This window comes from Pseudomonas sp. GNP014 (genome assembly GCF_054344005.1).
Map to the genome: position 1 here is coordinate 5599816 of NZ_JBTGUS010000001.1, position 25187 is coordinate 5625002.

20 protein-coding genes are annotated in these 25187 nt (G+C 59.3%); 9 read left to right on the top strand and 11 right to left on the bottom strand.

The window, feature by feature from the left end; translation table 11 throughout:
- Nucleotides 1-42: 42 nt before the first annotated feature.
- From ACXX9E_RS25145 to kdpF, 5 genes are all read right to left on the bottom strand, one after another.
- Nucleotides 43-2694: a DUF4118 domain-containing protein gene (locus ACXX9E_RS25145; RefSeq protein ID WP_123466583.1), complete on the bottom strand. Its 2652-nt coding sequence runs from the start codon at nt 2692-2694 to the stop codon at nt 43-45.
- Nucleotides 2695-2824: 130 nt separating this feature from the next.
- On the bottom strand, nt 2825-3370 hold the full coding sequence (gene kdpC / locus ACXX9E_RS25150; RefSeq protein WP_447807193.1) for a potassium-transporting ATPase subunit KdpC: 546 nt from the start codon (nt 3368-3370) through the stop codon (nt 2825-2827).
- Between the two features lie 231 nt (nt 3371-3601).
- Complete coding sequence (gene kdpB / locus ACXX9E_RS25155; RefSeq protein ID WP_186744835.1) at nt 3602-5665, bottom strand: potassium-transporting ATPase subunit KdpB; 2064 nt, start codon at nt 5663-5665, stop codon at nt 3602-3604.
- A gap of 10 nt (nt 5666-5675) precedes the next feature.
- On the bottom strand, nt 5676-7370 hold the full coding sequence (kdpA, locus tag ACXX9E_RS25160; RefSeq protein WP_447807196.1) for a potassium-transporting ATPase subunit KdpA: 1695 nt from the start codon (nt 7368-7370) through the stop codon (nt 5676-5678).
- A gap of 8 nt (nt 7371-7378) precedes the next feature.
- Complete coding sequence (kdpF, locus tag ACXX9E_RS25165; protein WP_007899818.1) at nt 7379-7468, bottom strand: K(+)-transporting ATPase subunit F; 90 nt, start codon at nt 7466-7468, stop codon at nt 7379-7381.
- A gap of 418 nt (nt 7469-7886) precedes the next feature.
- Between kdpF and eat the strand changes: the two genes are divergently transcribed.
- The 3 genes from eat to ACXX9E_RS25180 all read left to right on the top strand — a co-directional run bounded on the left by eat (nt 7887) and on the right by ACXX9E_RS25180 (nt 10272).
- Nucleotides 7887-9251: an ethanolamine permease gene (eat, locus tag ACXX9E_RS25170; RefSeq protein WP_186744840.1), complete on the top strand. Its 1365-nt coding sequence runs from the start codon at nt 7887-7889 to the stop codon at nt 9249-9251.
- 158 nt (nt 9252-9409) lie between these two features.
- Nucleotides 9410-9577 carry a DUF2897 family protein gene (locus tag ACXX9E_RS25175; RefSeq protein WP_064503201.1) on the top strand — a complete coding sequence of 56 codons (168 nt, stop codon included), beginning with the start codon at nt 9410-9412 and terminating at the stop codon, nt 9575-9577.
- Nucleotides 9578-9714: 137 nt separating this feature from the next.
- Nucleotides 9715-10272: a TetR/AcrR family transcriptional regulator gene (locus ACXX9E_RS25180; RefSeq protein ID WP_458556375.1), complete on the top strand. Its 558-nt coding sequence runs from the start codon at nt 9715-9717 to the stop codon at nt 10270-10272.
- Here the strand turns inward: ACXX9E_RS25180 and fabF are convergent.
- From fabF to ACXX9E_RS25210, 6 genes are all read right to left on the bottom strand, one after another.
- The gene (gene fabF, locus ACXX9E_RS25185; RefSeq protein WP_128615967.1) at nt 10269-11543 is read right to left on the bottom strand and encodes a beta-ketoacyl-ACP synthase II; all 1275 of its coding nucleotides are present in this window, start codon (nt 11541-11543) and stop codon (nt 10269-10271) included. The genes ACXX9E_RS25180 and fabF overlap by 4 nt on opposite strands.
- Nucleotides 11544-11565: 22 nt before the next feature.
- Nucleotides 11566-12369: an SDR family NAD(P)-dependent oxidoreductase gene (locus tag ACXX9E_RS25190; RefSeq protein ID WP_322375719.1), complete on the bottom strand. Its 804-nt coding sequence runs from the start codon at nt 12367-12369 to the stop codon at nt 11566-11568.
- Nucleotides 12370-12581: 212 nt separating this feature from the next.
- Complete coding sequence (locus ACXX9E_RS25195) at nt 12582-12917, bottom strand: ComEA family DNA-binding protein (RefSeq protein WP_123466599.1); 336 nt, start codon at nt 12915-12917, stop codon at nt 12582-12584.
- 110 nt (nt 12918-13027) lie between these two features.
- Nucleotides 13028-15022 (bottom strand): polysaccharide biosynthesis protein, encoded by a 1995-nt coding sequence (locus tag ACXX9E_RS25200; RefSeq protein WP_123467306.1) that lies wholly within the window; start codon nt 15020-15022, stop codon nt 13028-13030.
- A 112-nt stretch (nt 15023-15134) separates the two neighbouring features.
- A complete protein-coding gene (locus tag ACXX9E_RS25205) occupies nt 15135-16151 on the bottom strand; it encodes an MraY family glycosyltransferase (protein WP_222832338.1) in 1017 nt (338 codons plus the stop codon).
- On the bottom strand, nt 16148-17119 hold the full coding sequence (locus tag ACXX9E_RS25210) for a UDP-glucose 4-epimerase family protein (protein ID WP_458556376.1): 972 nt from the start codon (nt 17117-17119) through the stop codon (nt 16148-16150). Before ACXX9E_RS25210 ends, ACXX9E_RS25205 begins: the two co-directional genes overlap by 4 nt.
- Nucleotides 17120-17504: 385 nt before the next feature.
- On the opposite strand from ACXX9E_RS25210, the gene ACXX9E_RS25215 reads away from it, so the two are divergent.
- The 6 genes from ACXX9E_RS25215 to ACXX9E_RS25240 all read left to right on the top strand — a co-directional run bounded on the left by ACXX9E_RS25215 (nt 17505) and on the right by ACXX9E_RS25240 (nt 25044).
- Complete coding sequence (locus tag ACXX9E_RS25215; protein WP_336347373.1) at nt 17505-18602, top strand: DegT/DnrJ/EryC1/StrS family aminotransferase; 1098 nt, start codon at nt 17505-17507, stop codon at nt 18600-18602.
- Nucleotides 18599-19543, top strand: a complete 945-nt coding sequence (locus ACXX9E_RS25220) for a glycosyltransferase family 2 protein (RefSeq protein ID WP_458556377.1) — start codon at nt 18599-18601, stop codon at nt 19541-19543. The genes ACXX9E_RS25215 and ACXX9E_RS25220 overlap by 4 nt, the downstream gene beginning before the upstream one ends.
- Nucleotides 19536-20492 carry a WxcM-like domain-containing protein gene (locus tag ACXX9E_RS25225; RefSeq protein ID WP_324287517.1) on the top strand — a complete coding sequence of 319 codons (957 nt, stop codon included), beginning with the start codon at nt 19536-19538 and terminating at the stop codon, nt 20490-20492. The genes ACXX9E_RS25220 and ACXX9E_RS25225 overlap by 8 nt, the downstream gene beginning before the upstream one ends.
- The gene (locus tag ACXX9E_RS25230) at nt 20489-20899 is read left to right on the top strand and encodes a GtrA family protein (protein ID WP_225931032.1); all 411 of its coding nucleotides are present in this window, start codon (nt 20489-20491) and stop codon (nt 20897-20899) included. Before ACXX9E_RS25225 ends, ACXX9E_RS25230 begins: the two co-directional genes overlap by 4 nt.
- 10 nt (nt 20900-20909) lie before the next feature.
- A complete protein-coding gene (locus tag ACXX9E_RS25235; RefSeq protein ID WP_458556378.1) occupies nt 20910-23108 on the top strand; it encodes a hypothetical protein in 2199 nt (732 codons plus the stop codon).
- Between the two features lie 187 nt (nt 23109-23295).
- On the top strand, nt 23296-25044 hold the full coding sequence (locus ACXX9E_RS25240; RefSeq protein WP_458556379.1) for a DUF7024 domain-containing protein: 1749 nt from the start codon (nt 23296-23298) through the stop codon (nt 25042-25044).
- Nucleotides 25045-25187 lie beyond the last annotated feature (143 nt).

A 25187-nucleotide genomic window follows, 5' to 3' on the forward strand; every position in this document is an offset into this window, starting at 1 on the left:
ACATCAACACAAAAGATTGGCAAGAGAGTAGCGCAGTAGCGATCAGGCTTCATCGTCCATCCCCGGCTGCGTCTGCAACGGCAGGTGCAAGGTGATGCAGGTGCCGCGGCCGTCGATACCGTCGGCGACGCTGATGCGCCCGCCATGGGCGCCGACCATGCCCTGACAGATCGCCAGCCCCAGGCCGGTGCCCTGGCCGCCACGATCACCGCGTGCGGCGGTGTAGAACATGTCGAAAATCTTCGCCCGTTCGTCCTCGGGAATCCCCGGTCCTTCATCGCTGACCGAAAAGAAAATCTCTTGGTCATTGGCGCCTGCGATGAGTTGCAACCGACCGTGGGGCGGCGAGAACCGTGCTGCGTTCTCCAGCACGTTGACCAGCGCCTGTTCGATCAGCGCGGCGTGCACGTACAGCAACGGCAACTCGCCGGGCACATCGGCACTGACCTGCAACGGCGCCAGCACTGCGCGCAGGCGATTGAGCGAACTGCCGACGATGTCTGCCGGCGACACCCAGTCGCGCGCCAGTTTCAGTGCACCGTGGCCGAGGCGGGTCATGTCGAGCAGGTTCTGAATGTAGCGGTCGAGGCGCTCGGCCTCATCGCGGGTACCTTCGAGCAACTCGCGACGGTCCTCCAGCGGGATCGCTTCACCGAGCGCCAGCAGGCTGTCGATGCTGCCGCGCATGGCGGTCAGCGGCGTGCGCAGATCGTGGGACACCGAGGCCAGCAACGCGCTGCGCAACTGCTCGGTTTCGCCATGCAGGCGCGCCGCTTCCAGATCATCCGCCAGTTGTGCCCGGGCCAGCGCCTGCGCCAGCGGCTGACTTAACGCAGTGAGCAAGCGACGACGCTGACCGCTCAAGGTCTGGCCTTCTTTGGCGCAGACCCCAAGCAGCGCCAGCGGCCCATCCTCGACCGACAACGGCCACCACCACCAACGTCCGAACGGCAGCGTGCCGGTGCCCATGCCGGCGGGTTGATCGTGTTGCCAGGCCCAGTCGGCGGCGGCGCGTTCGGCTTCGCTGAACTCCAGCGGCCCGCCGGTCTCGACTTTCCAGCCGCCCTGGCCGTCGCGATTGAGCAGGCACAGTTGCAGATCGCTCCAGCCGTTGAGGTGTTGCGCTGCGGCGCTGACCACGGCCTGACGATCCGTCGCGGCAGTAAGTTTGCGCGACAAGTCGAGCAGTTCGGTGGTCTCTTCCTGGGTGTCACGCAGCGCCTGCAGTTGTCGACGCTGACGCGCCGCGAGGTTGCCGGTGAGCGCCGCCATCAGCAGGAAAAACAGCAAGGTCAGGACGTCTTCTTCACGCTGGATGGCGAAGGAAAAATTCGGCGGGATAAACAGAAAATCGTAGGTCAGAAACGATAGCGCGGCGCAGGCCAGGGCCGGCCCGAGACTGCTGCGCACCGCCACCAGCAACACCGCGGCGAGGAACACCAGCGAGATGTTCGGCAACGGCAAAATACTCGATACCGCCCACGCCAGCGCACAGGCCAGTACCGTGGCAACCAATGCCAGCAGATAGTCGAACCAGACCAGCGTCGGCGTCACTTGCAGGCGTTGCTGGGGGTGTTCACGGTCGTTATCGAGGACGTTGATTTCCAGGCCATGCGCCTGCCGCAGCAAACGTGCGGCGAGCCCGCCACCGAACAGCCGACGACGCAGACTCGGCCGCGACTGACCGACCAACACCAGACTCGCACGGCGTTCGGCGGCATGCTGAATCAGGGTCTTCGCCACTTCACCGGCACGCAGCAACACCACTTCACCGCCCAGACGCTCGGCCAATTGCTGCGCGCTTTGCAGGCGCAGGCGCGACTGTTCATCGCGCACCGTGCCGTTGTCGACATGCACCAGACTCCACGGCAAATGCCGACGCTGGGCGACGCGACTGGCGTGACGCACCAGACGTTCAGCCTGTGCATCGCCATCGACGCCCACCAGCAAACGGCCGCGCACTGCCGGGGCCGCCTGACCGAGCTGGCGATAACCCTGGGCGAGATCGTTATCGACCTGCGCGGCCGCCGTTTGCATCGCCAGCTCACGCAATGCAGTGAGGTTGGTCTGGGTGAAAAACGCATCAATCGCCGCGCGCGCCTGTTCCGGCACGTAGACCTTGCCCTCGCGCAGACGCTCGAGCAGTTCACGGGGAGGCAGGTCGATCAGCAGCAGTTCGTAGGCTTCCTGCAGCACCCAGTCCGGCAGGGTTTCGCGTACCTGCACACCGGTGATGCCGCGCACCTGATCATTAAGGCTTTCCAGGTGCTGGACGTTGACGGTGGTGAACACGTCGATGCCGGCGGCGAGCAGCTCCTGAATGTCCTGCCAGCGCTTGGCGTGGCGACTGCCGGGGGCGTTGCTGTGGGCCAGTTCATCGACCAGCACCAGTTTCGGCTTCGCCGCGAGCAGACCGTCAAGGTCCATTTCTTCAAGCATGACGCCACGGTATTCCGAGCGCACCAGCGGTTGCTGCGGCAGACCGCCAAGCAGCGCTTCAGTCTCGGCGCGGCCATGGGTTTCGACCACGCCGGCGATGACTTTCACGCCTTGGCGCAGTTGGGTGTGGGCGGCCTGGAGCATGGCGTAGGTCTTGCCGACGCCGGGGGCGGCACCGAGGAAAACCTTGAGCCGGCCACGGCCGTCGCGGGGCAGGTCTGCTAACAGCGCATCGGCGCGGCCGGAGTCGCTCATGCTGGGAGTTCTCTCTTGCTGATGTTGATTCGGTGTTCGTTATGGCCCCTTCGCGAGCAAGCTCGCTCCCACATTTGGAACGCGTCCTCCTGTGGGAGCGAGCTTGCTCGCGAATGGCAACATCACAGAACTACAGTTTTTCCAGTGCCATGTTCAGCGCCAGCACATTCACCACTGGCGGTCCCACCAGCGGCTGTTCGGTATGCGCATCGAGCAGTTGCTGCAAGGTAGACACCGGCAAGTTTCGCGCTGCGGCAACTCGCGCCAGTTGATAGGCAATTGCGGCCGGTGGCAAGTGCGGATCGAGGCCGCTGCCGGAGGTGGTCAGCAGCGCCAGAGGCACTGGCCCCTGGCCGGGCACTTGCAACTTGTTGGCGTCGTCGATGACCCGTGTCGCCAGAGCCGGATTACTCGGCGCCAGGTTGCTGGCACTGCTGGAAACGGTCGCAAACGCGCCCGCCGAAGGACGCGGATGGAACCACGCATCACCGACGAAATCCTGGGCGATCAGCGACGAGCCGCGGACTTTACCGGCAGCGTCATGCACCAGGCTGCCATTGGCCTGCTCGGGAAAGGCAACCTGCGCGACACCGGTGACCACCAGTGGATAGGCGACGCCGGTGATCAGGGTCATCAGCACCAGCAGGCTCAGGGCCGGACGTATCATTGTGGACATTGCAAAATCCTCGAATTCGTTGGGCAACTTGGGTGGAGTGTCAGGGAGACTTCTTCCCCCCTCACCCCAGCCCTCTCCCCCAAGGGGGCGAGGGGGAAAGGGAGCCGATTTCTGTATCGTTCAAGACCTGAATTCGGCTCGGTATTTCAGGTCGATGCAGCTTCCGTAATCACCTCACCCTGACCCTCTCCCCTTGGGAGAGGGTCAGGGTGAGGGGCTGCGATATCAAACTCACACCAGATGCAGCGCCGTGAGCAGCATGTCGATCGCCTTGATCCCCACGAACGGCACCAGAATCCCGCCCAGTCCGTAGATCAGCAGATTGCGCCGCAACAACGCCGCCGCACTCGCCGCCTGCACTCGCACACCGCGCAGGGCCAACGGAATCAGTACGACAATGATCAAGGCGTTGAACACGATCGCCGAAAGAATCGCGCTCTGCGGACTGGTCAGGTGCATGATGTTCAGCACGCCCAGTTGCGGATAGATCGCCGCGAACAGCGCCGGCAGGATCGCGAAGTACTTGGCTACGTCGTTGGCGATGGAAAAGGTCGTCAGCGCGCCACGGGTCACCAGCAATTCCTTGCCGATCTGCACCACGTCCAGCAGCTTGGTCGGGTCGCTGTCGAGGTCAACCATATTCGCCGCTTCGCGCGCCGCCTGGGTGCCATCGTTCATCGCCATGCCGACGTCAGCCTGGGCCAGCGCCGGGGCGTCGTTGGCGCCGTCGCCGCACATGGCGACCAGACGACCGTCATTCTGTTCGTGACGGATGCGCGCCAGTTTTTTCTCCGGAGTGGCTTCGGCGAGCACGTCATCGACGCCTGCTTCAGCGGCGATGGCGGCAGCGGTCAACGGGTTGTCGCCGGTGACCATCACAGTGCGAATTCCCAATTTGCGCAGCTCGGCGAAACGTTCGCGAATGCCTGGTTTGACCACGTCCTTGAGGTGGATCACACCAAGCAGTTTGCCGTCGACGCAGACCAGCAACGGGGTGCCGCCGCTCTGGGCGATCTTGTCGATTTCCCGCGACAGGGCCGGGGCCAGATCAGCGCGTTTTTGTCCGATGAAACTCAGCAGCGAATCCACCGCACCTTTGCGATAAACCCGGCCCTGATAGTCGACACCGGACAAACGGGTTTCGGCACTGAACGGTACGGCGGTCAGGGTATCCAGGGCCGGCTCGGACTGCGGGTGCAGACCGCGCAGGTATTCGACGATGGATTTGCCTTCAGCGGTTTCGTCCGCCAGCGAGGCGAACAACGCACCTTCAGCCAGTTCGCGACCATTCACACCGGGGGCGGCATGCACCGCGCTGCAACGACGGTTGCCGAAGGTGATGGTGCCGGTCTTGTCCAGGAGCAGCACGTGCACGTCACCGGCCGCTTCCACGGCGCGACCGGACTTGGCGATCACGTTCAGGCGCACCAGGCGATCCATCCCGGCAATCCCGATGGCGGACAGCAGGCCGCCGATGGTGGTCGGAATCAGCGTGACCAGCAGCGCCACCAGGAACACCAGCGGCAGGCTGCCATTGGCGAAGTGGGCGAACGGTTGCAGGGTCACCACCACCAACAGGAAGATCAGGGTCAGGCCGATCAGCAGGATGTCCAGCGCCACTTCGTTCGGGGTTTTCTGGCGCTTGGCGCCTTCGACCAGCGCGATCATGCGGTCGAGGGTCGACTCACCGGGGTTGGCGGTGATCTTCACCAGCAACCAGTCGGACACCAGCCGGGTGTTGCCGGTGACGGCGGAACGGTCGCCGCCGGACTCGCGAATCACCGGCGCCGATTCACCAGTGATTGCCGCTTCGTTGACCGCGGCGATGCCTTCGATGACTTCGCCGTCACCGGGGATCATCTCCCCCGCTTCGACGCGCACCACATCCCCTTTGCGCAGGCTGGCGGCAGGCACCACCTGGAAGCTGCCATTGGCCTGTTTGCGCCGCGCACTGAGGCCTTCGCTGCCAGCCTTGAGGCTGTCGGCGCGGGCCTTGCCGCGACCTTCGGCCAAGGCTTCGGCGAAGTTGGCGAACAGCACGGTGAACCACAGCCACAGGGCAATCTGCGCGGCGACGAAAGTCGGCACGACGTTGTCCGGGATGAAGCACAGCACGGTGGTAAAAATCGCCGTCAGTTCGACCACCAGCATCACGGGCGAACGCACCAGCTGGCGCGGGTCGAGCTTGACGAAGGCTTGCACCAGCGCCGGACGCCACAGCGCCGAGATCGCGGTTTTCGGTGCTTCTGCCGACTTGGCCGGCACCGCAGGTTTTGCAGGAACATGCATATTCATGATGGATTCCTTAGAAGCCCATACTTAGGTGTTCGGCGATTGGACCGAGCGCCAGGGTTGGCAGGAAGGTCAAGCCGCCCACCAGCAAAATGGTCACGGTCAACAGGGTCACGAACAACGGGCCGTGGGTCGGGAAGCTGTTCTGGCCGATCGGTGCGGTTTTCTTCATCGCCAGGCTACCGGCCAAGGCCAGTACCGGGAGGATGTAGCCGAAGCGACCGATCAACATGCCCAAGCCCAGCATCAGGTTGTGGAACGGTGTGTTCGCGCTCAGACCACCGAACGCCGAACCGTTGTTGGCGCTGGCCGAGGTGTAGGCGTACAGCAACTGGCTGAAACCGTGCGGGCCGGGGTTGCTGATGGTCGCCGCCGGGCCTGGCAGGGTCGCCGCGATGGCGCCGAGTACCAGCACGCCAATCGGCATCACCAGCAAGGTCACCACCAGCAGTTGCACTTCCCGCGCCTGGAGTTTCTTGCCGAGGTATTCCGGGGTGCGGCCGATCATCAAACCGGCGAGGAACACCGCGATCAGCACGTTGAGCAACATGCCGTAGAGCCCGGCACCGACGCCGCCGAAGATCACTTCGCCAACCATCATGTTGACCAGCGCGACCATGCCGCTGAGCGGGTTGAGGCTGTCATGCATGCCATTGACCGAACCGTTCGATGCGGCGGTGGTGGTCACCGACCACAGCACGGTGGCGGTGGTACCGAAGCGTGCTTCCTTGCCTTCCAGCGGCGCAGTCTGCTCGACGGCGACGTTGTTCAGCGCCGGGTTAGGCTGATATTCGGCCCACAGCGAAGTCGCGCCACCGATCAGGAACAACGCCAGCATGCAGGCGATGATCGCGCGGCTTTGACGCAGGTCTTTGACGTAGTGACCGAAGGTGAACACCAGTGCCACCGGGATCAGAATGATCGAAGACACCTCGAACAGGTTGCTCCAGGCGCTCGGGTTCTCGAACGGGTGCGCCGAGTTCACGCCAAAGAAGCCACCACCGTTGGTGCCCAGTTGCTTGATTGCAATCTGGCTGGCCGCCGGGCCGAGCGGGATCACTTGATCAACGCCTTGCATGGTCACCGCATTGACGTATTGCGCGAAGGTCTGCGGCACGCCCTGCCACACCAGATACAGCGCCAGCAGCAGGCACATTGGCAGCAGGCCGTAGAGGGTGGCGCGGGTCATGTCGACCCAGAAGTTGCCGAGGGTCTTGGTCGACTTGCGGCCGATACCACGGCACAGCGCAACCAGCACGGCCAGACCGGTGGCGGCGCTGACGAAGTTCTGCACGGTGAGACCGACCATCTGGCTCAGGTAGCTGAGGGTCGCTTCACCGCTGTAGGACTGCCAGTTGGTATTGGTCATGAAACTGACCGCAGTGTTGAACGCCTGGGTCCATTCCTGGCCCGGCAGGTTTTGCGGGTTCAGCGGCAGGTGATCCTGAAACAACAGGATCGCGAACAACAGGAGAAAACCGGCGAGGTTGAACGCCAGCAGCGCCAGGGTGTATTTCTGCCAGCTCTGCTCGGCGTTCGGATCAACCCCGGCAACGCGATAGCAACCGCGCTCGACCGGGCCGAGAATCGGCGTCAGCCAGGTGCGCTGCCCTTCCATCACTTTGTAGTAAAAGCGCCCGAGGAACGGCGCCGGCAGCAAGACCACCGCGAAAAACGCGAGGATCAGCCAATAGTCATAACTGTGCATAGCCGCTCCTAGTTCCGATCCGCGCGCAACAGCGCAACCAACAGATAAATGAACAGCCCCACTGCCAATAGCAGTGACACCCCGTCCAGAACGCTCATGGAAGATCTCCGTGTTACGGCGTATTGCCGCGTGTGGAGGCATTGTCGGAAAGGAGGCTGTAAAGGAACGAGAGCGAGGGTGTTGGCTGTGCATAAAGAAAGCGTAAAGAGTGAGTTTATGCCGGCGTTACAGGTGGGTTTTGCGCCGTATGGGCGGGCCTCTTCGCGAGCAGGCTCGCTCCCACAGGTGTCGGCGTTGTTCAGGCGAGCGCATTTCAAAAATGTGGGAGCGAGCTTGCTCGCGAAGACGGCATAACGAGCAACATCGCACTCAACTGGCGCACAAAAAGCAGCTATCCCACCGCGAACATCCCCGATACGACAGCTTTCAACTCATTACGACTTGTTTCACGGCAATGGCACGCCCACTGCACACGCCCTCCTCCGAAGCTGTCCAAACCGTTCAGGGAGCAAGCGCATGAACACACAACTCAAACCCACACTGGGCACGTTGCACCTGTGGGGCATCGCCGTCGGGCTGGTGATTTCCGGGGAATACTTCGGCTGGAGTTACGGCTGGGGCGTGGCCGGAACGCTGGGGTTTCTGGTGACCTCATTCATGGTCGCGACCATGTACACCTGCTTCATCTTCAGCTTCACCGAACTGACCACCGCCATTCCCCACGCCGGCGGGCCGTTCGCCTACAGCCGCCGCGCCTTCGGTGAAAAAGGCGGATTGGTTGCCGGGCTGGCGACGCTGATTGAATTCGTGTTCGCGCCACCGGCGATTGCGCTGGCGATTGGCGCTTATCTGAATGTGCAGTTCCCTGCGCTGGATCCGAAACACGCGGCGGTTGGCGCGTATATCGTCTTTATGGGGTTGAACATTCTCGGCGTGAAACTGGCCGCGACCTTTGAGCTGATCGTCTGCGTATTGGCCGTCGCCGAACTGCTGGTGTTCATGGGGGTGGTCGCGCCGGCGTTCAGCTTCAGCCATTTCGCCCTCAATGGCTGGGCCGGTTCGGACGTGTTCGGCGCGCCGGCGATTGCCGGAATGTTCGCGGCGATTCCATTCGCGATCTGGTTTTTCCTGGCCATCGAGGGTGCGGCGATGGCCGCCGAAGAAGCCAAGGATCCGAAACGCACGATTCCCAAGGCTTATATCAGCGGCATTCTGACCCTGGTGCTGCTGGCCATGGGCGTGATGTTCTTCGCCGGCGGCGTCGGTGACTGGCGCACACTGGCCAACATCAACGACCCGTTGCCACAGGCGATGAAAACCGTGGTCGGCGACAACTCCGGCTGGTTGCACATGCTGGTGTGGATCGGCCTGTTCGGCCTGGTGGCGAGCTTCCATGGGATCATCCTCGGTTACTCGCGACAATTCTTCGCCCTCGCCCGCGCCGGTTACTTGCCGGCCTCGCTGGCAAAACTCTCGCGTTTCCAGACGCCGCACCGCGCGATTATCGTGGGCGGCATCATTGGCATCGCTGCCATCTATAGCGACGGCTTGATCAACCTTGGCGGTATGACGCTCACTGCCGCGATGATCACCATGGCGGTGTTCGGGGCAATCGTGATGTACATCATGAGCATGCTCAGTCTGTTCAAACTGCGTCGATCAGAGCCGAATCTGGAGCGCACTTTCCGCGCGCCGTGCTATCCGCTGGTGCCGATGATTGCATTGGTACTGGCGGTGGTATGCCTGGTGGCAATGGCCTGGTTCAACGCGCTGATCGGGCTGATTTTCCTCGGCTTCATGGCCGTTGGTTTCGCTTACTTCCTGCTCACCGGCCAGTTGCGCGCCAACGCACCGGCCGACGCAATGCTCACCGGTTTGTAAAGCTCAAGCAGGCGCGGGCTGCACCTGCAAGGAACTAAGGTGCATCCGGCATAACCGGCCTAGAATGGAACCACTGCGACGTCACTTCGCTCAAAAGTGGTATGCAGCTTCGTACGGCGAAATTCTCGCCCGTCGATCTGCCATTAAGGAGAGCCGTTATGCCCTGGTATGCCTGGTTGATTCTGGTCGTTGCAATCGGCTCGATCGTGGGTGGATTGATGATGCTGCGCGACACCGCCAACAAAGTCGAACTGACCGATGAAGAACGCAAACGCGTGGCCGAGCGCAACGCCGAAGCGGACGCCAAAGAAGCCCAAGACCGCTGAACCCGAACCCCGCCTGACTGGCGGGGTTTTCATTTCAGTAACCCGTGGGACTTATCCGCGCCGTTTTTAGAAGTTGAAGTACAGTCACCATGTAATTTTCCTTGGTTAAGATGGGGCATTGTTGCGGAGAGCTACACATGCGTTACTCGCAAGACCATAAAGCCCAGACCCATCAGCGCATTATCAAGGAGGCCTCGGCACGATTTCGCAAGGACGGCATAGGCGCGATCGGCCTGCAACCGTTAATGAAAGCCTTGGGGCTGACCCACGGCGGTTTCTATTCGCACTTCAAGTCCAAGGACGAACTGGTCGAGAAAGCCTTGCAGGAGGCGGGTGAACAAGTCGCCGGGGTCTGTGCGCAAATCTTTGCCGCAGACAACCCCCTCGAGGCGTTCATAGATACCTATTTGTCGGAATGGCACAGGACATCGCCCGATGAAGGTTGCCCGCTGCTGACCATTTCTTCGGAACTGGGCCTGCGCGGTCAACCGAGCCCTACCAGCGATCAGGTCCTCAATGCCCGACTGGAACAAATCGAGGACAACCTTGAGGGAGACAACTGCGCCGACCGCGCCATTGTGATCATGTCGACGCTCGTCGGCGCGTTGCTGCTGTCGCGCAGTGTCGCGGATGCCGGGTTTGCGCAACGCATCCTCGACGTTACCCGCGAACACCTCAAGCACACCGAAGATTAAGCCTGCCAGCGCTTGAACAGCACGCTGGCATTGACTCCGCCAAAACCGAAGCCGTTGGACAATGCGTATTCGATCGGCATCGACCGCGCCTGGCCATGGACAATGTCCACCCCTTCGCTGGCAGGGTCGGGGTTATCGAAGTTGAGGGTCGGCGGCACCACCTGATCGCGAATCGCCAACAACGTGAAGATCGCTTCGAGCCCCCCGGCAGCACCGAGCAGGTGGCCGGTGGCTGATTTGGTTGAGGTCACGGCAATTTTATTCTGCGTGCCGAACAGCGCTTTGATCGCTGCCAGTTCACCCAGGTCGCCCACCGGGGTCGAAGTCGCATGCGCATTGAGATGCTGCACCTGATCCGGCGTGATTCCACCCTGCGCCAGCGCCAGTGCCATCGCCCGCCGCGCACCGCTGCCGTCTTCCGGCCCGGCAGTCAGGTGATAGGCATCGGCAGTGGTGCCATAACCGACCAGCTCGGCCAGTGGCTGCGCGCCACGGGCCAAAGCATGCTCCAGTGATTCGATCACCAGCAGACCGGCGCCCTCGCCCATGACGAAACCGTCCCGGTCGCGATCGAACGGTCGTGAAGCGCGCTCGGGAGTATCGTTGAAAGCACTGGAAAGCGCCCGGGCAGCAGCAAAACCGGCGAGGCTGACCCGGTCGATTGCCGCTTCGGCACCGCCGCACACGGCGATATCCGCTTCACCGGCACGTATCAGCCGCGCAGCATCCCCAATCGCCTGGACCCCGGCGGCGCACGCCGTCACCGGCGCCCCCAATGGTCCTTTGAGGCCATGCTGGATCGACACATGACCGGCGGCGAGATTGACCAGGAAAGATGGAATGGTGAATGGGGACAGACGCCGAGGCCCTCGACTGTCTGTGGTGCGCACCGCGTCGGCGATGGCACCAAAGCCACCGACACCGGAGCCAATGATGGTCGCCGTACGCTCCTGCTCGGCGGCTTCGGCAGGGTGCCATCCGGCCTGCTCCAGCGCCTGGCGTGCTGCCTCCATGGCAAACAGAATGAAGCGATCCATTTTCTTCTGTTCTTTGGGCGGTGTGGCACGATCCGGATCGAATCCGGCCTCGGCGTCTTCTTCCGGTGTCGGCACGCTGCCACCGACCCGTGCCGGCAAATCGGCGACCACCGCGTCAGGCAGCGCACGCAAACCCGAACGTCCCGCCAACAAACGTTGCCAGACCGCTTCGACACCACTGCCCAACGGAGACACCAGGCCCATACCGGTGACGACTACTCGACGCTGACTCATACCGTAATTACCCCTGTTCGATTCAATGACCTGATTTGTAGCGCTGGGCTGCAGCGCTGCGCGAAAGGTTCGGCGCCATGACATGGCGCGCCGCCACAAACGACTGCCATTCGCCGGCATCGGGCAGCGATGGAATGGTGACCAGTTCGCCCTGATCCAGACCGGCCAGGGCGGCATCCACCATCTCCCCGGCGTCCATGACCATTTCCGCCGGAATGCCACTGGCGTCGATCCCCGAGCGCTCCCAGATCTCAGTGCGGGTCACGCCCGGCAGCACGGCCTGGATCTGCACGCCGGAGCCTTCGAGCTCCGCGTTCAACGATTGGGTCAGACTCAACACATAGGCCTTGCTGGCGGTGTAGGTCGCATTGAAGCGCTCGGGGAACAACGCCACGACCGAGGCGATGTTGATGATCGTGCCGCGACCTGCCTTGGCGAAACTGGCAGCGGCGGCCGACGCCAGACGCGTGACGGCGGTGATGTTCAACTGGATCAGGCGTTCCAGTTGATCCATGTCGGCATTGGCCAGCGGGCCGTCGGCGGCCACGCCGGCATTGTTAACCAGCAGGCTGATGCTCGAATCGCTGCGCAAGCGATGTTCGAGTTTGATCACATCGTCCTTTTGGGTCAGATCCGCTTTCCACACCTCGACCTGCACACCGTGAGCGTCACGCAATTGGCTGGCGGCGCTGTCCAGACGGGCCTTGTCACGGGCCACCAGCAACAGATCAAAACCACGCGCCGCCAGACGCTCGGCGTAAATCGCACCGATACCGGACGAGGCGCCAGTGATCAGAGCCGTACCTTGAGACTGCACAGAATTCATGACTTTGCTCCTGAAACACTTGTGAGTGGGTAAATAACCCCCGAGCCGGGCAGCTCAGGGGTGGCGAATTATTATAGGCATAATACCAAGCCAATATGATAGTCGTAATTTTTACCCTGCTGGAGAACACCTCGCCTGCCTGCCGCAGGTGTTCGCATTGCAAAACGAAAAAGGCCGGTCAATGACCGGCCCCTTGGCGTTGAACCTTCAGCTTAGTTGACTTCCAGCTTCTCGCGATTGCGATCCAGGATTGCCTTGCCGATTCCCTTCACTTCCAGCAGCTCATCCACCGAGGCAAAGGGTCCATTTGTTTCGCGATATGCAACAATCGCCTTCGCCTTGGCTTCACCCACGCCTGAGAGCTCTTTCTGCAGCGTTACCGCATCGGCGTCGTTGAGATCAATCCTGGCACTCTGGGCGGCCGCTGGCACTTCCATCACCAGAGGCGCCTTGGGTGAATCGGAAGGCGCGACAGGTGCGGCGATTGCGGCAATCGAGGCGCTGGTGAGGAAAGCGAAAATCAGAGAGTAGAAGTAACCGGTACGCATTTGTGACGCTCCATCATCGTTTGAGAAAGCAGCTTTTCCGAAGCTGCTCTCCAAACTTAGGTCATGGTGCGCCCATGTCAAAAATGCGTGCGTTACAGGATGTGAAACAATCAGGGTTCGAGACGACGTTGCTGATAGATCCAGTCAACGATTTCACCGTCGGGGGTGTAGCCGCTGACGGTTTCGCGCAGAAGCTGCCTGACACGAGCATAATCATCGAGTTCGACCGCCGCGAGCAAATCACCCAGCCGCGCCTTCAGGACTTCCCAGGGCAAGTGATCTTCATTGGCGGTCATGATCATCGGATGCGGGGTCGCCGCCACGTTGTCACCGATCAGCAATTCCTCATACAGTTTCTCGCCCGGGCGCAGCCCAGTGAACTCGATAGAGATATCGCCCTGGGGATTACGCTCGGAGCGGATGCTCAAACCGGACAGGTGGATCATCTTTTCCGCCAGTTCGACAATCTTCACCGGCTCACCCATATCCAGTACGAACACATCCCCCCCCTGCCCCATCGACCCGGCCTGGATGACCAGTTGCGCCGCTTCGGGGATGGTCATGAAATAGCGGGTGATTTTCGGGTGGGTGACGGTCAACGGGCCGCCGGATTTGATCTGCCGGTGAAACAGCGGGATCACCGAGCCGGAGGAGCCCAGCACATTGCCAAAGCGCACCATGGTGAAACGGGTTTTATTGACCCTCGACACGTTACCCTTGTCACCGAACAATACCGGGGCGATCTCGCGGCTCAATGCCTGCAGGACCAGTTCGGCCAGACGTTTGGTACTGCCCATCACGTTAGTCGGGCGGACAGCCTTGTCGGTGGAAATCAGCACAAAATTGGCGACGCCCGATTGCAGCGCCGCTTGCGCCGTATTCAGCGTGCCCATCACATTGTTCAGCACGCCTTCGGCAATGTTGTGCTCGACCATTGGCACATGCTTGTACGCGGCAGCGTGATAGACGGTATCGACACGCCAGGTTTTCATCACGTCGAGCAATTTGTGCGGGTGACGGATGGACCCCAGGATCGGCAGCAGATGCACAGCTACCGACTCCCGGCATCCACGCTGCTCCAGCTCGGACAAAATGCTGTAGAGATTGAATTCACTGTGGTCAAACAGCAGCAGCGTGGTCGGCCCCAAGGCAAAAATCTGTCGGCAAAGCTCCGAACCGATCGAACCACCGGCACCGGTGACCATGACCGTCTTGCCCTTGATGCAACGTTGCAGCAGGTCCGGTTGTGCGGGCACCGCGTCACGCCCCAGCAAGTCGGCAATATCCACTTCCTGGATATCCTCGACCTTGACCCTGCCACTGGCCAGGTCAGTGAAATTCGGCACGCTGCGGATGTGTAGCGGAAAGCCTTCGAGCAGATGAAGGATCTCCCGGCGCCGGGCCCGCGTGGAGGAAGGCAGGGCCAGCAGGATCTCCTGAGCGCCGGTGACGTCGATCATTTCCTGAATGTGCTTGGGCTTGTAGACATGCAACCCCGAGATTGATCGGTCGGCAATGCTGGCGTCGTCGTCGATGAACGCCACCGGCCGCATGACCTTGCCCATGCGCAGCGCCGCCACCAACTGGTTGCCAGCGACGCCGGCACCGTAAATGGCCACTTTGGTCAAACCGTTTTCGCGACTGGTGAATGGCACATGCTGAGCCGCCGTAAACCAGTCGCCCATGAAATACTGGCGCATGCACAGACGCAGGCCGCCAATGATGACCATACTCAGCCACCAGTAATTGAAGATGATCGAGCGAGGAACCACGGCTTCGTGGTTGCTGTACCAGTACACGACGACCGCCAGAATCAGCGAAGACAGACTGACAGCCTTGATAATGGCGATCAGGGCATCGTTACCGAAATACCGCATCACCGCCCGATACATGCCGAAACGGATAAACAGGGGAATGGCCACGACCGGCGCGCAGACAAACAGCCAGAAGTGCACTCTGAAGGGGTTATACATGTCATCAATGCCCAGACGGACGATGAACGCCAGCCAGAGGGCGGCCCAGACCAGAACAATGTCCGTCGCCACCTGTATCAGACGCTTGCGTCGTCTCGGCAGCGCGACGAGCCGCTCCCGGACCTTGTCCATCAGTTCTTCAAACACTCAGTCTCCTCCCTTCAACTGCCGTATTCCCGTGGTCGATCCGCTTGAATGCCATGCACTTTAAACCCAAATGACAAATCTGTTACCGGGTTGTTGTTCAGCTTTTTTCGAGCTCACCTGCGCGATACCTGATTGCAAGGCCCAGCAATGGAGCATAGGCGACAATGACGCCCAGGCTGCCGTCCAGCCCGAAACGGGTGACCGCGACAGCAATAGGCAGCAGCCAGAACATATTGATCACGCCAACGGCCATAGTGACGGGCAGATGACTGCCGAACCGACGAGAGGCATATTGATAGGCATGGCTGCGGTGCGCTTCATACACCTTGTCGCCCCGCAACAGACGCCGAAACAGGGTAAATGTTGCATCGACAATGAAGACGCCCAGCAGAATCAGCCAACCCCACAGCAACTCGGCACTCTGGGTGGCTGCCTGTAACGACAGACCTCCCAGCACGATGCCGAGGAAGCCGCTGCCGGCGTCGCCCATGAAAATCCTCGCGGGCGGGAAGTTCCAGAACAGGAAGCCACCGACGCAAACCGCCAGCAACAGCGGTGCCCAGACCAGTTGCGGCCAGCCGCCGAGCCAGCCAAGCAGGCAGGCACCGAGACACACGCAAATGGCTTCGACACTGGCGATGCCGTCGATGCCATCCATGAAGTTATAAAGGTTGAGCAGCCAGACCAGGTAAAACGCCGCCAGCACATGGCCGACCACGCCCAGATCAACCACCACGCCTGCGAACTGCAGGGCAGGCAAGCCTCCCAGCCATACGAGCAACCAGCCAGCCGCAACAAAATGGCCCAACAGCCGCCAGCGCGCGGCGATGTGGCCGTGGTCATCCATGAAACCGATCACGGCGACCAGCGCCCCGGCCCCGGCAATCGCGCAGAATTGCGAGACCGCGATCAGATCCCGCCACCACAGGAACACCAGCGCCAGAGTGAACGTCAGGACGATTGCCACCCCACCGCCACGCGGGGTTGGCACTGAGTGCGAACTGCGAGCGTTGGGAATATCCATCAGGCTGCGCGACAGTGCGTAATGACGCAGAGCCCAGGTCAGCGCCAGGGAGAGAAGCGCGATGAACGCGATGAACCATCCGTACTTCATGTTTGGCGAGTATCCAGAAAATGCTGCGCCGTCAGACTCAAGGCGCGATCGAAGGTGACCGGAGGCACCCAGTTCAATAGTTGGCGGTTTTTGCTGATATCGACCTGCAGCGAACCGAAGAGCCGTTGCGACAGCGCCTCACGCCCCAGCCAACGGGCAACGCCACGCATCAGCCAGACCGGCACCGGCAGCAGGCGGGCGGGCCGGCCCAGCGCCACACCCAGCGAGCGCAACAAGCGCGTGGTCGACACGTCTTCGCCGTCACTGGCGAGGAAAACCTGATTTGCCGCAGCCGGATGCTCAGTGCAAGTCAACACCAGGTCGACCAGGTTATCGAGAGCCACCAGGCTGCGCCGGTTGTCGACAGCGCCAAATGGCAGTGGCACCCCGCGTTCCAGCCAGCGCATCATGCTGAGAAAGTTGGCCTTGACGCCGGGTCCGTAGACCAGCACCGGACGGATGATGACGACCTCCATCCCGGTCGCCCCGGCCAGCGCCAGCAAAGCCTGCTCAGCCTCGTACTTGGAAATCCCGTAAGGATCGACTGGCGCCGGCACGTCGTCGGCCGTATACGCACGGCCGGGTGGCGTGCCTTCACCGTTGACCTTGATCGAACTGATGAAAATGAAACGCCTGACCTGCGCCGCTGCGGCCTGACGCGCCAGTTCCAGAGTGCCTTCGACATTGACCTGACGAAACGCTGCCAGCGGATCGGCGACCGCCTCGTTCATGACGTGGACCCGTGCCGCGGCATGAATGACGCAATCGACGCCCTGCAAGGCTTCAGTCAGGTCCTCCCCGCTCCCCAGACCGGCCCACGGAACCTGACGCACGCCCGGCGCAAGGGATGCCTCCCTATGTCGCACCGGGGCAACCACGCATCGCTGCGCTGACGCCGCCAGTTGCTTGATCAGTGCCCGCCCCACAAAACCACTGCCACCAGTTACCAGAAATGTCTTGGTGCTCACGGGCGTCCCTTGGGAAAAATGAATGCTGCAAAGAGACTGCAGCCAGTCCTTTCGTAAAGTGGCGATCACCCGTTTCTGCCGCGCAGGTCAGAAGATTGAAAGGGAGAACGGCTTGAGGGGGGCAGTTTATTGAATCGACGCCGGGTTAGCCACTTCTCGCACACCGCCTGCAAATGCGCGGCAACATCATCGCTAAAACAGCCAACTTCCTCTAAATGCACTTTGCTGGTTGGAGCGGGCTCAGGGTACAGATAGAATCCGTGCGGAAAAGGGATCAGAGCGCTTTCCTGATTTAGGATTTCAGTTTCCCTTCATGCAGAATTTCGGCTAACACCGCCAAAAAATCAGATATCAGACGCTTTTTGCTTCGAAATGGAGAGCACCCATGCAGCAAATCAACAACCTTGCAGCGAAGATAGACAAGTTTCAGTCGCAAATTAACTCTTCGGTGCAACGGGTGGTCGCCAGCGGCTGGGTGATTTTGGGGCCGGAAGTCAAACGCTTTGAAGCAGCCTTTGCGCAATACCTGAACGCCAGTCATTGCGTCAGCGTCGCCAACGGTACCGACGCCATCGAACTGGCGCTCAAGGCGCTCGGCATCGAGAAAGGCGACTCCGTGGCCACTGTTGCCAACGCCGGCATGTACACCACCACCTCAGTGCTGGCCATCGGCGCCACGCCTGTGTTCATGGATGTCGACCTGCACACCCACGTCGTCACCCTGGACGGCGTCAAACAGGCTATCGAGGCCGGCGCCAAAGCCGTGGTCGTGACCCACCTGTATGGCCTGGCAGTACCGGAAATCAAAGCGATCGCCGACTACTGCGCCACGCACAACATTCCGCTGCTGGAAGACTGCGCCCAGGCGCATGGCGCCGAACGCGATGGTCAGCGCGTCGGCACGTTCGGCGATGCGTCCAGCTTCAGCTTCTACCCGACCAAAAACCTTGGTGCACTCGGCGATGGCGGTGCCGTTGTGACCAACTCTGCGGCCATCGCTCAGCGCGTGGCCCAATTGCGCCAGTACGGCTGGTCTTCCAAGTATTGCGTTGAGCTGGACGGCGCCCGTAACAGCCGCCTCGATGAAATGCAGGCAGCAATTTTGTCCGAATTCCTGCCGCACCTTGATGCAGGCAATGCCCGCCGTCGCGAGATTGCAGCGCGCTATCGCAACGAAATCCGCCACAGCGACATCAGTCATGCGCAGGACGCAGGCCTGGCGTCGGTTGCCCACCTGTATGTGATCAAGTCGCCGAAGCGCGACGCTCTGCAATTGCACCTGCGCGAGGCGCAGATCGCCTCCGACGTCCACTACCCGATCCCGGACTACAAGCAACCGGTATTCGGCCAGCAGTTCGCCGGGCTCAGCCTGGCCAATACCGAACAACTGGCTTCGCTGATCCTGACCCTGCCTTGCTACCCGGAAATGACCGACGAGGAAGTCAGCAACGTGATCACCGCAGTCAACGGATGGACTGCATGAGATATTCCGTCATCGTTCCCGTCTATAAAAACGCTGATTCGATTCCCCGATTGATCCAGGCCCTGACGGACATGAACACCGCGCTCGAGAACCAGCTCGAGGTGGTGTTTGTGGTGGATGGCAGCCCTGACGACTCGTTCCTGCTGCTCAAACAGGCATTGGGCAGCATGCATTTCTCGGCCCAACTGCTGGCCCATTCGCGAAACTTCGGTTCGTTCCCCGCTATTCGTACCGGGCTGATGGCCGCCAAAGGCGATTATTTCGGAGTGATGGCGGCCGACCTGCAAGAGCCGCCCGAGCTATTGATCAGCTTTTTCAAATCGCTGTCCAACGATGAGTGCGACGTCGCCATCGGCACCCGCAATGCCCGCCAGGATCCGCTCTCGAGCCGCATGGCCTCGTCGATTTTCTGGGGCCTGTACCGCCGCCTGGTGGTCCATGACATGCCCAAGGGCGGCGTCGACATCTTCGGCTGCAACAAAGCCTTCCGCGAACAACTGCTGCAACTGAACGAATCGCGCTCGTCGCTGATCGCCCTGATTTTCTGGCTGGGCTTTCGCCGCAAGTTTATCGAGTACGAGCGCCAGACCCGACTCGAAGGCAAGTCGGCCTGGACCTTCAAGAAAAAACTCGAATACATGATGGACAGCGTGTTCGCGTTCACCGACTACCCGATCCGCCTGCTGACGCGCATGGGCGCGATGGGCTCGCTGATTTCGCTGTTTATCGGCTTGATGGTGATCGTTGCAAAACTGTCAGGTGCCATTGAAGTGCCAGGTTATGCCGCGACCATGTCGGTGGTGCTGCTGCTCGGCACACTGAATCTACTCGGGATAGGCCTGGTGGGCACATATGCCTGGCGCGCCTACGAAAACAGCAAACAACGGCCTCTGGCGATCGTTTGCATGAAACTCGATAACAAGGAGAACCCAAGTGTCTGAGCCTTTCATCCATGCCAGCGCTGACGTAAAAAGCAAGAACATCGGTAAAAACACGCGCATCTGGCAGTACGTGGTGGTGTTCCCGGACGCAGTGATCGGCGACGACGTGAACGTTTGTTCGCACTCCTTGATCGAAAACGATGTGGTCATCGGCGATCGCACTACCATCAAATCCGGTGTGTACGTGTGGGACGGCCTGCGCATCGGCTCCGACGTGTTCATCGGGCCGAACGCCACGTTCACCAACGACAAGTTTCCGCGCTCCAAGGTCTACCCCGAGTCGTTCTCGCAGACAGTCATCCAGGACGGCGCCTCGATTGGCGGCGGCGCAGTGATTCTGCCTGGCATCACCATCGGTACCGGCGCCATGGTTGGCGCAGGTGCGGTCGTGACCAAATCCGTGCCACCGTACGCCATCGTTACCGGCTCTCCGGCGCGCATCACCGGCTACGTGGAAAATTCCGCCTCCAGCGATGCCAGCAAAACCCCGACACAAAAGCCGCAAGAGCAGGAAGACGCAGTTGTCCGCCTCGGCGTGGGCGATGTCACCACTCACCGCTTCAAATACATCGCGGACATGCGTGGCGATCTCTCCGTCGGTGAATTCCACAAGGAAATCCCCTTCACGCCCAAGCGCTACTTCCTGGTCTTCAACGTTCCAAGCCAGAAAACCCGTGGCGAGCACGCTCACCACAAATGCCACCAGTTTCTGATTTGCGTGAAAGGCAGTTGCGCCGTGGTCGTGGATGACGGCACCAACCGTGCAGAAGTCATGCTGGACGCCCCGAACAAAGGCATCTACCTGCCACCACTGATCTGGGGCATTCAGTACAAATATTCTGAAGACGCGGTCTTGCTGGTGTTCACCTCCGACTACTACGAAGCGGACGACTACATCCGTGACTATTCAGAGTTCACCAAGCTGACCGCAAAAAAATCCCCACTGTGAATACACTGAAAAACAATCCGCAAGTTCGCCGCTGGATCAGTTTTCTGATCGGCGGCGGACTTAATACCGGACTGACTTACTGCCTTTATTTATTGCTCAGTTATCTGATCGACTATCAGATAGCTTATGCAATTGCTTACGTGGCCGGGATCGTCTTCGCCTACTTTTTCAACTCAAAAGTGGTATTCAAGGTCGAACACTCGCTGCTTGGCATGCTCATTTATCCGACCATTTATCTTGTGCAATACATTTTTGGCGCACTGCTCCTTAACCTTTTGGTCGAGCACTTGCACCTGCACAAGGCGATTGCCCCGATTCTCGTCATCTTGCTGCTCCTACCCTCAAGTTACCTTTTAAACAAAATCGTTCTTAAGGCAACTCACAAAACAAAGCCCGCGAAGGATTAACAGGCGCCCCATGACATCTTCTAAACTGGCGTTCACGCCGACGTCGTCGTTACGGCATAGAAAAACGCTGACCTGGCTGGCCCATCTGGGGCCGGCGATACTGACAGTATTCTTCATGTGGCTGCCTTTTGGTTTCGCACTGACCGGCCTCCTCGAAGAATGGGGCGTCATTGGACTGTTCAGCCGAATCGGCGTGTTTTTCCTGACCGATGTATCCAGCGCAATGCCAGCGCATGCGTTGCGCCCGCTGACCATCTTCCCACACGCCGTGGGCTATTTTCTTGATCCCGACACGTTCAACTATTGGCACGTATTGCTGATCATCGCTCTGGTGATCAAAGGCTGGTCGCTCAGCGTCATCACCACGCGAGTCACTGGCGCACTCAAGTGGGGCATGCTGGCCAGTATTCTGGTCATCGTTTTCCCGGCCGACACCATGCAGTTGTCGTTCAGATCGATTCACATCAACTGGGCCTTGAGCCTGGTCTTGCTGGCGAGCGTCGTCTTTCTACAGGCACTTGATCAGCCTAGCCGGGTGCGCTCTTTTGCACTCAGTACCCTGGCCACCCTGCTGCTGGCTGCCGGCTGCGCAATGTATGAAGTTTCGCTGCTGCTGGCAGCCACGCCAGCGCTGGTGATCTTCATCCAACTCGGCTTCAAGGGACTGATTCCACACATCAAACGCTTTTTTGCGCAGTACGTAATCTGGGCCGCCGGCGCCCTCGCCTACATTGCCTACGTCATCCACACAGCGCCACTGGTGCAGACTTATCAAGGCGCAGTGGTGGGTGACAGTGCCCTGACGTCATTGAAAAGCCATTACAGCAAAATTTTCACGCTGGGCCTGGGGCACAGCATTGTCGGCGGCTGGATCGATGCCATCAGGATTACCCTCACCGAAATCAGCAGCTACTGGTATCTCGCCATCGCCACACTGGCGTTACTGGCGCTGATCCAGTGCGTCGCCCGCATGTCGACTACCCTGACTACAGCAGATGAAAGCGGAAGAAGCTGGTCCACGCTGAGTCGCATGATCGTCGTTGGCCTTTTGCTGATTTGCCTGGGCTACCTGCCTTTCATCTTCAACCTTGCCCACATGTCAGTGAGCCAGCGGACATTCCTGTACGCGGCGCCTGGCGCAACATTGTTCTTCCTGGCGCTGCTGGTTGCGGTTGATCGCTACTCGAAAATCACCAGCGCTGTCCTGGCCGCCATCCTTTTTTACACCGGCCTGGCTGCCCAGTTGTTTCAGTTCCAGCACTACATCGATATTTCGAAAAGACAACAAACGGTACTGAGGGACATTGTCGAAAACTTTAATGGCAATGCCGCCAATAAAACATTGATCATTCTTGATTATTCTAACGAACTAAACCATGACTGGATGTTTCTGAATCCAAACCTCTCGTCTGTACTTTTCCATATCTATGGAAAACCGGTAGACACACTTGAGGTTTGCTACATGCCTAGCGGCGAATGGCAACAGTCAGACTCGTTATTACGCAAGGGAAAATGCACACAAACCGCTGATGGCTGGACATTCGACTACCCAACCCCCACCGGCGGCCCGGGCATCGAACCTACCCCGCAACAAGCAAGCAAAAAGCTCTCTAATGCCGAGGTTGTCACCGTGGTAGTTGGTCAAGGGAAAATAACGCCCGTCAGCCCGGAGCTGGAGACCTATCGCCGCAATCTTGCTTCGAACACGCTGCCAATCACCGCGCGCCTGCGAGGCCTGACCGATACGACACCTTGGCTCGACTTCTTCAAATTTCGCAGCCAAGAACACAAGGATGAGTACCTCAACGATTTCGGCCGCTGGTGGAGCCTCGATGCACCTATATCCGGCTCAGGTTGGCGCAATACTGAATGGGAAGCCAAACGCTTCTCCCACACCTCATCAGTCTGGAAAAATGCCCCTCGCGCGTCATTGATCTTTGATTTGCAGCCAACGCCCGGCGCCTACAGCATCAGCGGCTTGTTCAACGCGTTCGCCAACGAAAAAATTCGTGGCGGGATGCAGGTACTGGTAAATGGCACCTCGATTCCGGTGCAATGGAATGCGGACGGCGGCTTCGGAGGGGATCTGAATCCCGACCTGCTCAAAACCGGCAAAAACGTCATCGAGTTCGTTTCTGAGGTTGACGACAACTACTACGGCCTCTCGGCCAGACTGGACTGGGTGAAGATCGTCAAACAGAGCCGCTGACTAGCTGTCAGCGCAGATCGAGCCCACGACTTGAAATTCAGGCGAAGAGGTCATTACCTCTTCGCCTGAATTGAATACGATTTCCCGGGTACGCCACGGCGAGATTACCTCCCCAGCCTTTAAAGCATCACGGTGAAAGGACGGCACCGCCTGACACCCCCAACAGTTTTTCTACAAAGTGAATTGTATGAACCGGAGCAACCTATTATCTGTATGTCGCAAAGAGTGGAAGTGCCTTGTCGCCGGGAGCCTGGCCTCTGTAGCGCTTGCATGCCTCGTTTTATTTGGCTGGCCTCACTTCCTGCCAATATCTCTGGACAAGCCTTACATCTATTCAGGCGATGGCCTGGCGAGCGACTGGCTAGCACAAAGAGCCATTGAAGGCTGGATATTTGATAATCCGCGAAGCGGATTCCCCTTTGGCTCGAATTTCCTGGACTACCCCGGCTCTGACGCTGGAAGTTTCCTGATACTGAAAATCCTGGGGAAAATCAGCGGGTCCGCTGTATCCGCCGTAAATCTTTATTTCCTGTTGAGCTTTCCAATAGCGTTTCTAGTCTCATTTTCCGTTCTTAGATACTTTCAGATTCACCGCTCTTATGCTGCATGCTTTGCCATGCTTTTTTCCTTTGCCCCCTTCCATTTTGCCCGCTTCTTTTATGGCCACCTTTTTTACACCTGGTACTTCAGCGTTCCACTCTTTTTCTACTACGGTCACAAGATTTCAGCCGGGGAAGAGCTTTTTAACCCGAGGAAAATCAGCAGTATTTTGTCGTTGTTTTTTGTCGCCGCAATTCTCAGTTCATTTGGAGTTTATTTCGCATTCTTTGGAGCAATACTGCTGATAGTCAGCGCAATTCACGGCAGTATTCGTGGCAACAGTGCCAAGCCGATTATCACAGGCGGACTATTTACCCTAGTCATTTTCATAGGGGTACTGGCCAATCTTGCACCTAATATCGTCGAACGCTTCACTCGTGAAGCGAATCCGGAAGTCGCTCAGCGCTTTGCTCAGGAATCTGAACTGTTCAGCCTGAAAACGATTCACCTGCTCTTGCCCCAACCGGATCACCGAATCGCCGCCCTTGCTGACTACACTCGTACTTATCAACGTACGTTCCCCCTTTCCAACACCACATCATCGGTTGGTATTGTCGGCATACTGGGGCTTCTGGTAGCGATATTTACTGTTTGCCAGGCTCTTGCGGGCAAAGGTGTCGATCCACGGAAAAGCCTCGCTGCAATCGCCGTACTGGCTATATTGCTCATAGCCTCACCGGGCGGTTTTAGCGTTGTCTTCGCGATGCTGGTAACACCAGCCATCAGGGGTTGGGATCGCATAGCGATATTCGTCAACTTTGGCTGCCTGCTGGCACTGGCGCTAGCACTCAACGAGAGTAAAAAACTCTTAAAACTGAAATACGCGCCACTGGCCCTCTCCGCTGCAATATTAATAATTGGCTTCCTTGACCAAACCCCAGTGTCCTACCGCACAATTGTGAATAGTGCATTTGCGACCTATGATATTGACTCAGGGTTCATCAAGGAGATAGAGAGCAAACTTCCTGCAAAGTCTGCTATCTACCAGCTCCCCTACTTCGGATTCCCAGAATCCGGTCCTAAGAACCTGTTATCCGTTTACTCATTAAGCTCGGCCTTTTTCAACTCTGAACAGTTGCGCTGGAGCTTTGGCGGGATGAAAGGGCGTGAGGGTGACCTGTACTATCGAGCGCTTGAGCAAAAGTCAGCATCGGAGCAACTCGACGCGGTTCGAAAGATGGGATTTTCTGCCATTTATATCGATAAGCGCGGATACACCGATGGCGCTGACGCGCTCATCAAGGACTTCATTAAGCTTTTAGGCCCGCCATCCCTTACCCGCGCGGATGGTGCCGTGGTCCTGTTCAATATAATGCCTCCCACCAGTAACAACTGAGGGGGGGGTGAACTCAGTGACAGTAGGGCCGCTGTCACTGAGTTACTGACAAAGCTCAGAATTTCAGGCAAAAATATGCCTTCGCGCCCAAACAAAAACAGCGAGTGAACTGGCCTGTTTCAGGGTACTCGAGCCAAGATATA

Excerpts from the sequence above, each read along its gene's own strand:
- ACXX9E_RS25145 (WP_123466583.1), bottom strand. The coding sequence starts at position 2,694 with ATGAGCGACTCCGGCCGCGCCGATGCGCTGTTAGCAGACCTGCCCCGC.
- kdpC (WP_447807193.1), bottom strand. The coding sequence starts at position 3,370 with ATGTCCACAATGATACGTCCGGCCCTGAGCCTGCTGGTGCTGATGACC.
- kdpB (WP_186744835.1), bottom strand. The coding sequence starts at position 5,665 with ATGAATATGCATGTTCCTGCAAAACCTGCGGTGCCGGCCAAGTCGGCA.
- kdpA (WP_447807196.1), bottom strand. The coding sequence starts at position 7,370 with ATGCACAGTTATGACTATTGGCTGATCCTCGCGTTTTTCGCGGTGGTC.
- kdpF (WP_007899818.1), bottom strand. The coding sequence starts at position 7,468 with ATGAGCGTTCTGGACGGGGTGTCACTGCTATTGGCAGTGGGGCTGTTC.
- eat (WP_186744840.1), top strand. The coding sequence starts at position 7,887 with ATGAACACACAACTCAAACCCACACTGGGCACGTTGCACCTGTGGGGC.
- ACXX9E_RS25175 (WP_064503201.1), top strand. The coding sequence starts at position 9,410 with ATGCCCTGGTATGCCTGGTTGATTCTGGTCGTTGCAATCGGCTCGATC.
- ACXX9E_RS25180 (WP_458556375.1), top strand. The coding sequence starts at position 9,715 with ATGCGTTACTCGCAAGACCATAAAGCCCAGACCCATCAGCGCATTATC.
- fabF (WP_128615967.1), bottom strand. The coding sequence starts at position 11,543 with ATGAGTCAGCGTCGAGTAGTCGTCACCGGTATGGGCCTGGTGTCTCCG.
- ACXX9E_RS25190 (WP_322375719.1), bottom strand. The coding sequence starts at position 12,369 with ATGAATTCTGTGCAGTCTCAAGGTACGGCTCTGATCACTGGCGCCTCG.
- ACXX9E_RS25195 (WP_123466599.1), bottom strand. The coding sequence starts at position 12,917 with ATGCGTACCGGTTACTTCTACTCTCTGATTTTCGCTTTCCTCACCAGC.
- ACXX9E_RS25200 (WP_123467306.1), bottom strand. The coding sequence starts at position 15,022 with ATGGACAAGGTCCGGGAGCGGCTCGTCGCGCTGCCGAGACGACGCAAG.
- ACXX9E_RS25205 (WP_222832338.1), bottom strand. The coding sequence starts at position 16,151 with ATGAAGTACGGATGGTTCATCGCGTTCATCGCGCTTCTCTCCCTGGCG.
- ACXX9E_RS25215 (WP_336347373.1), top strand. The coding sequence starts at position 17,505 with ATGCAGCAAATCAACAACCTTGCAGCGAAGATAGACAAGTTTCAGTCG.
- ACXX9E_RS25220 (WP_458556377.1), top strand. The coding sequence starts at position 18,599 with ATGAGATATTCCGTCATCGTTCCCGTCTATAAAAACGCTGATTCGATT.
- ACXX9E_RS25235 (WP_458556378.1), top strand. The coding sequence starts at position 20,910 with ATGACATCTTCTAAACTGGCGTTCACGCCGACGTCGTCGTTACGGCAT.
- ACXX9E_RS25240 (WP_458556379.1), top strand. The coding sequence starts at position 23,296 with ATGAACCGGAGCAACCTATTATCTGTATGTCGCAAAGAGTGGAAGTGC.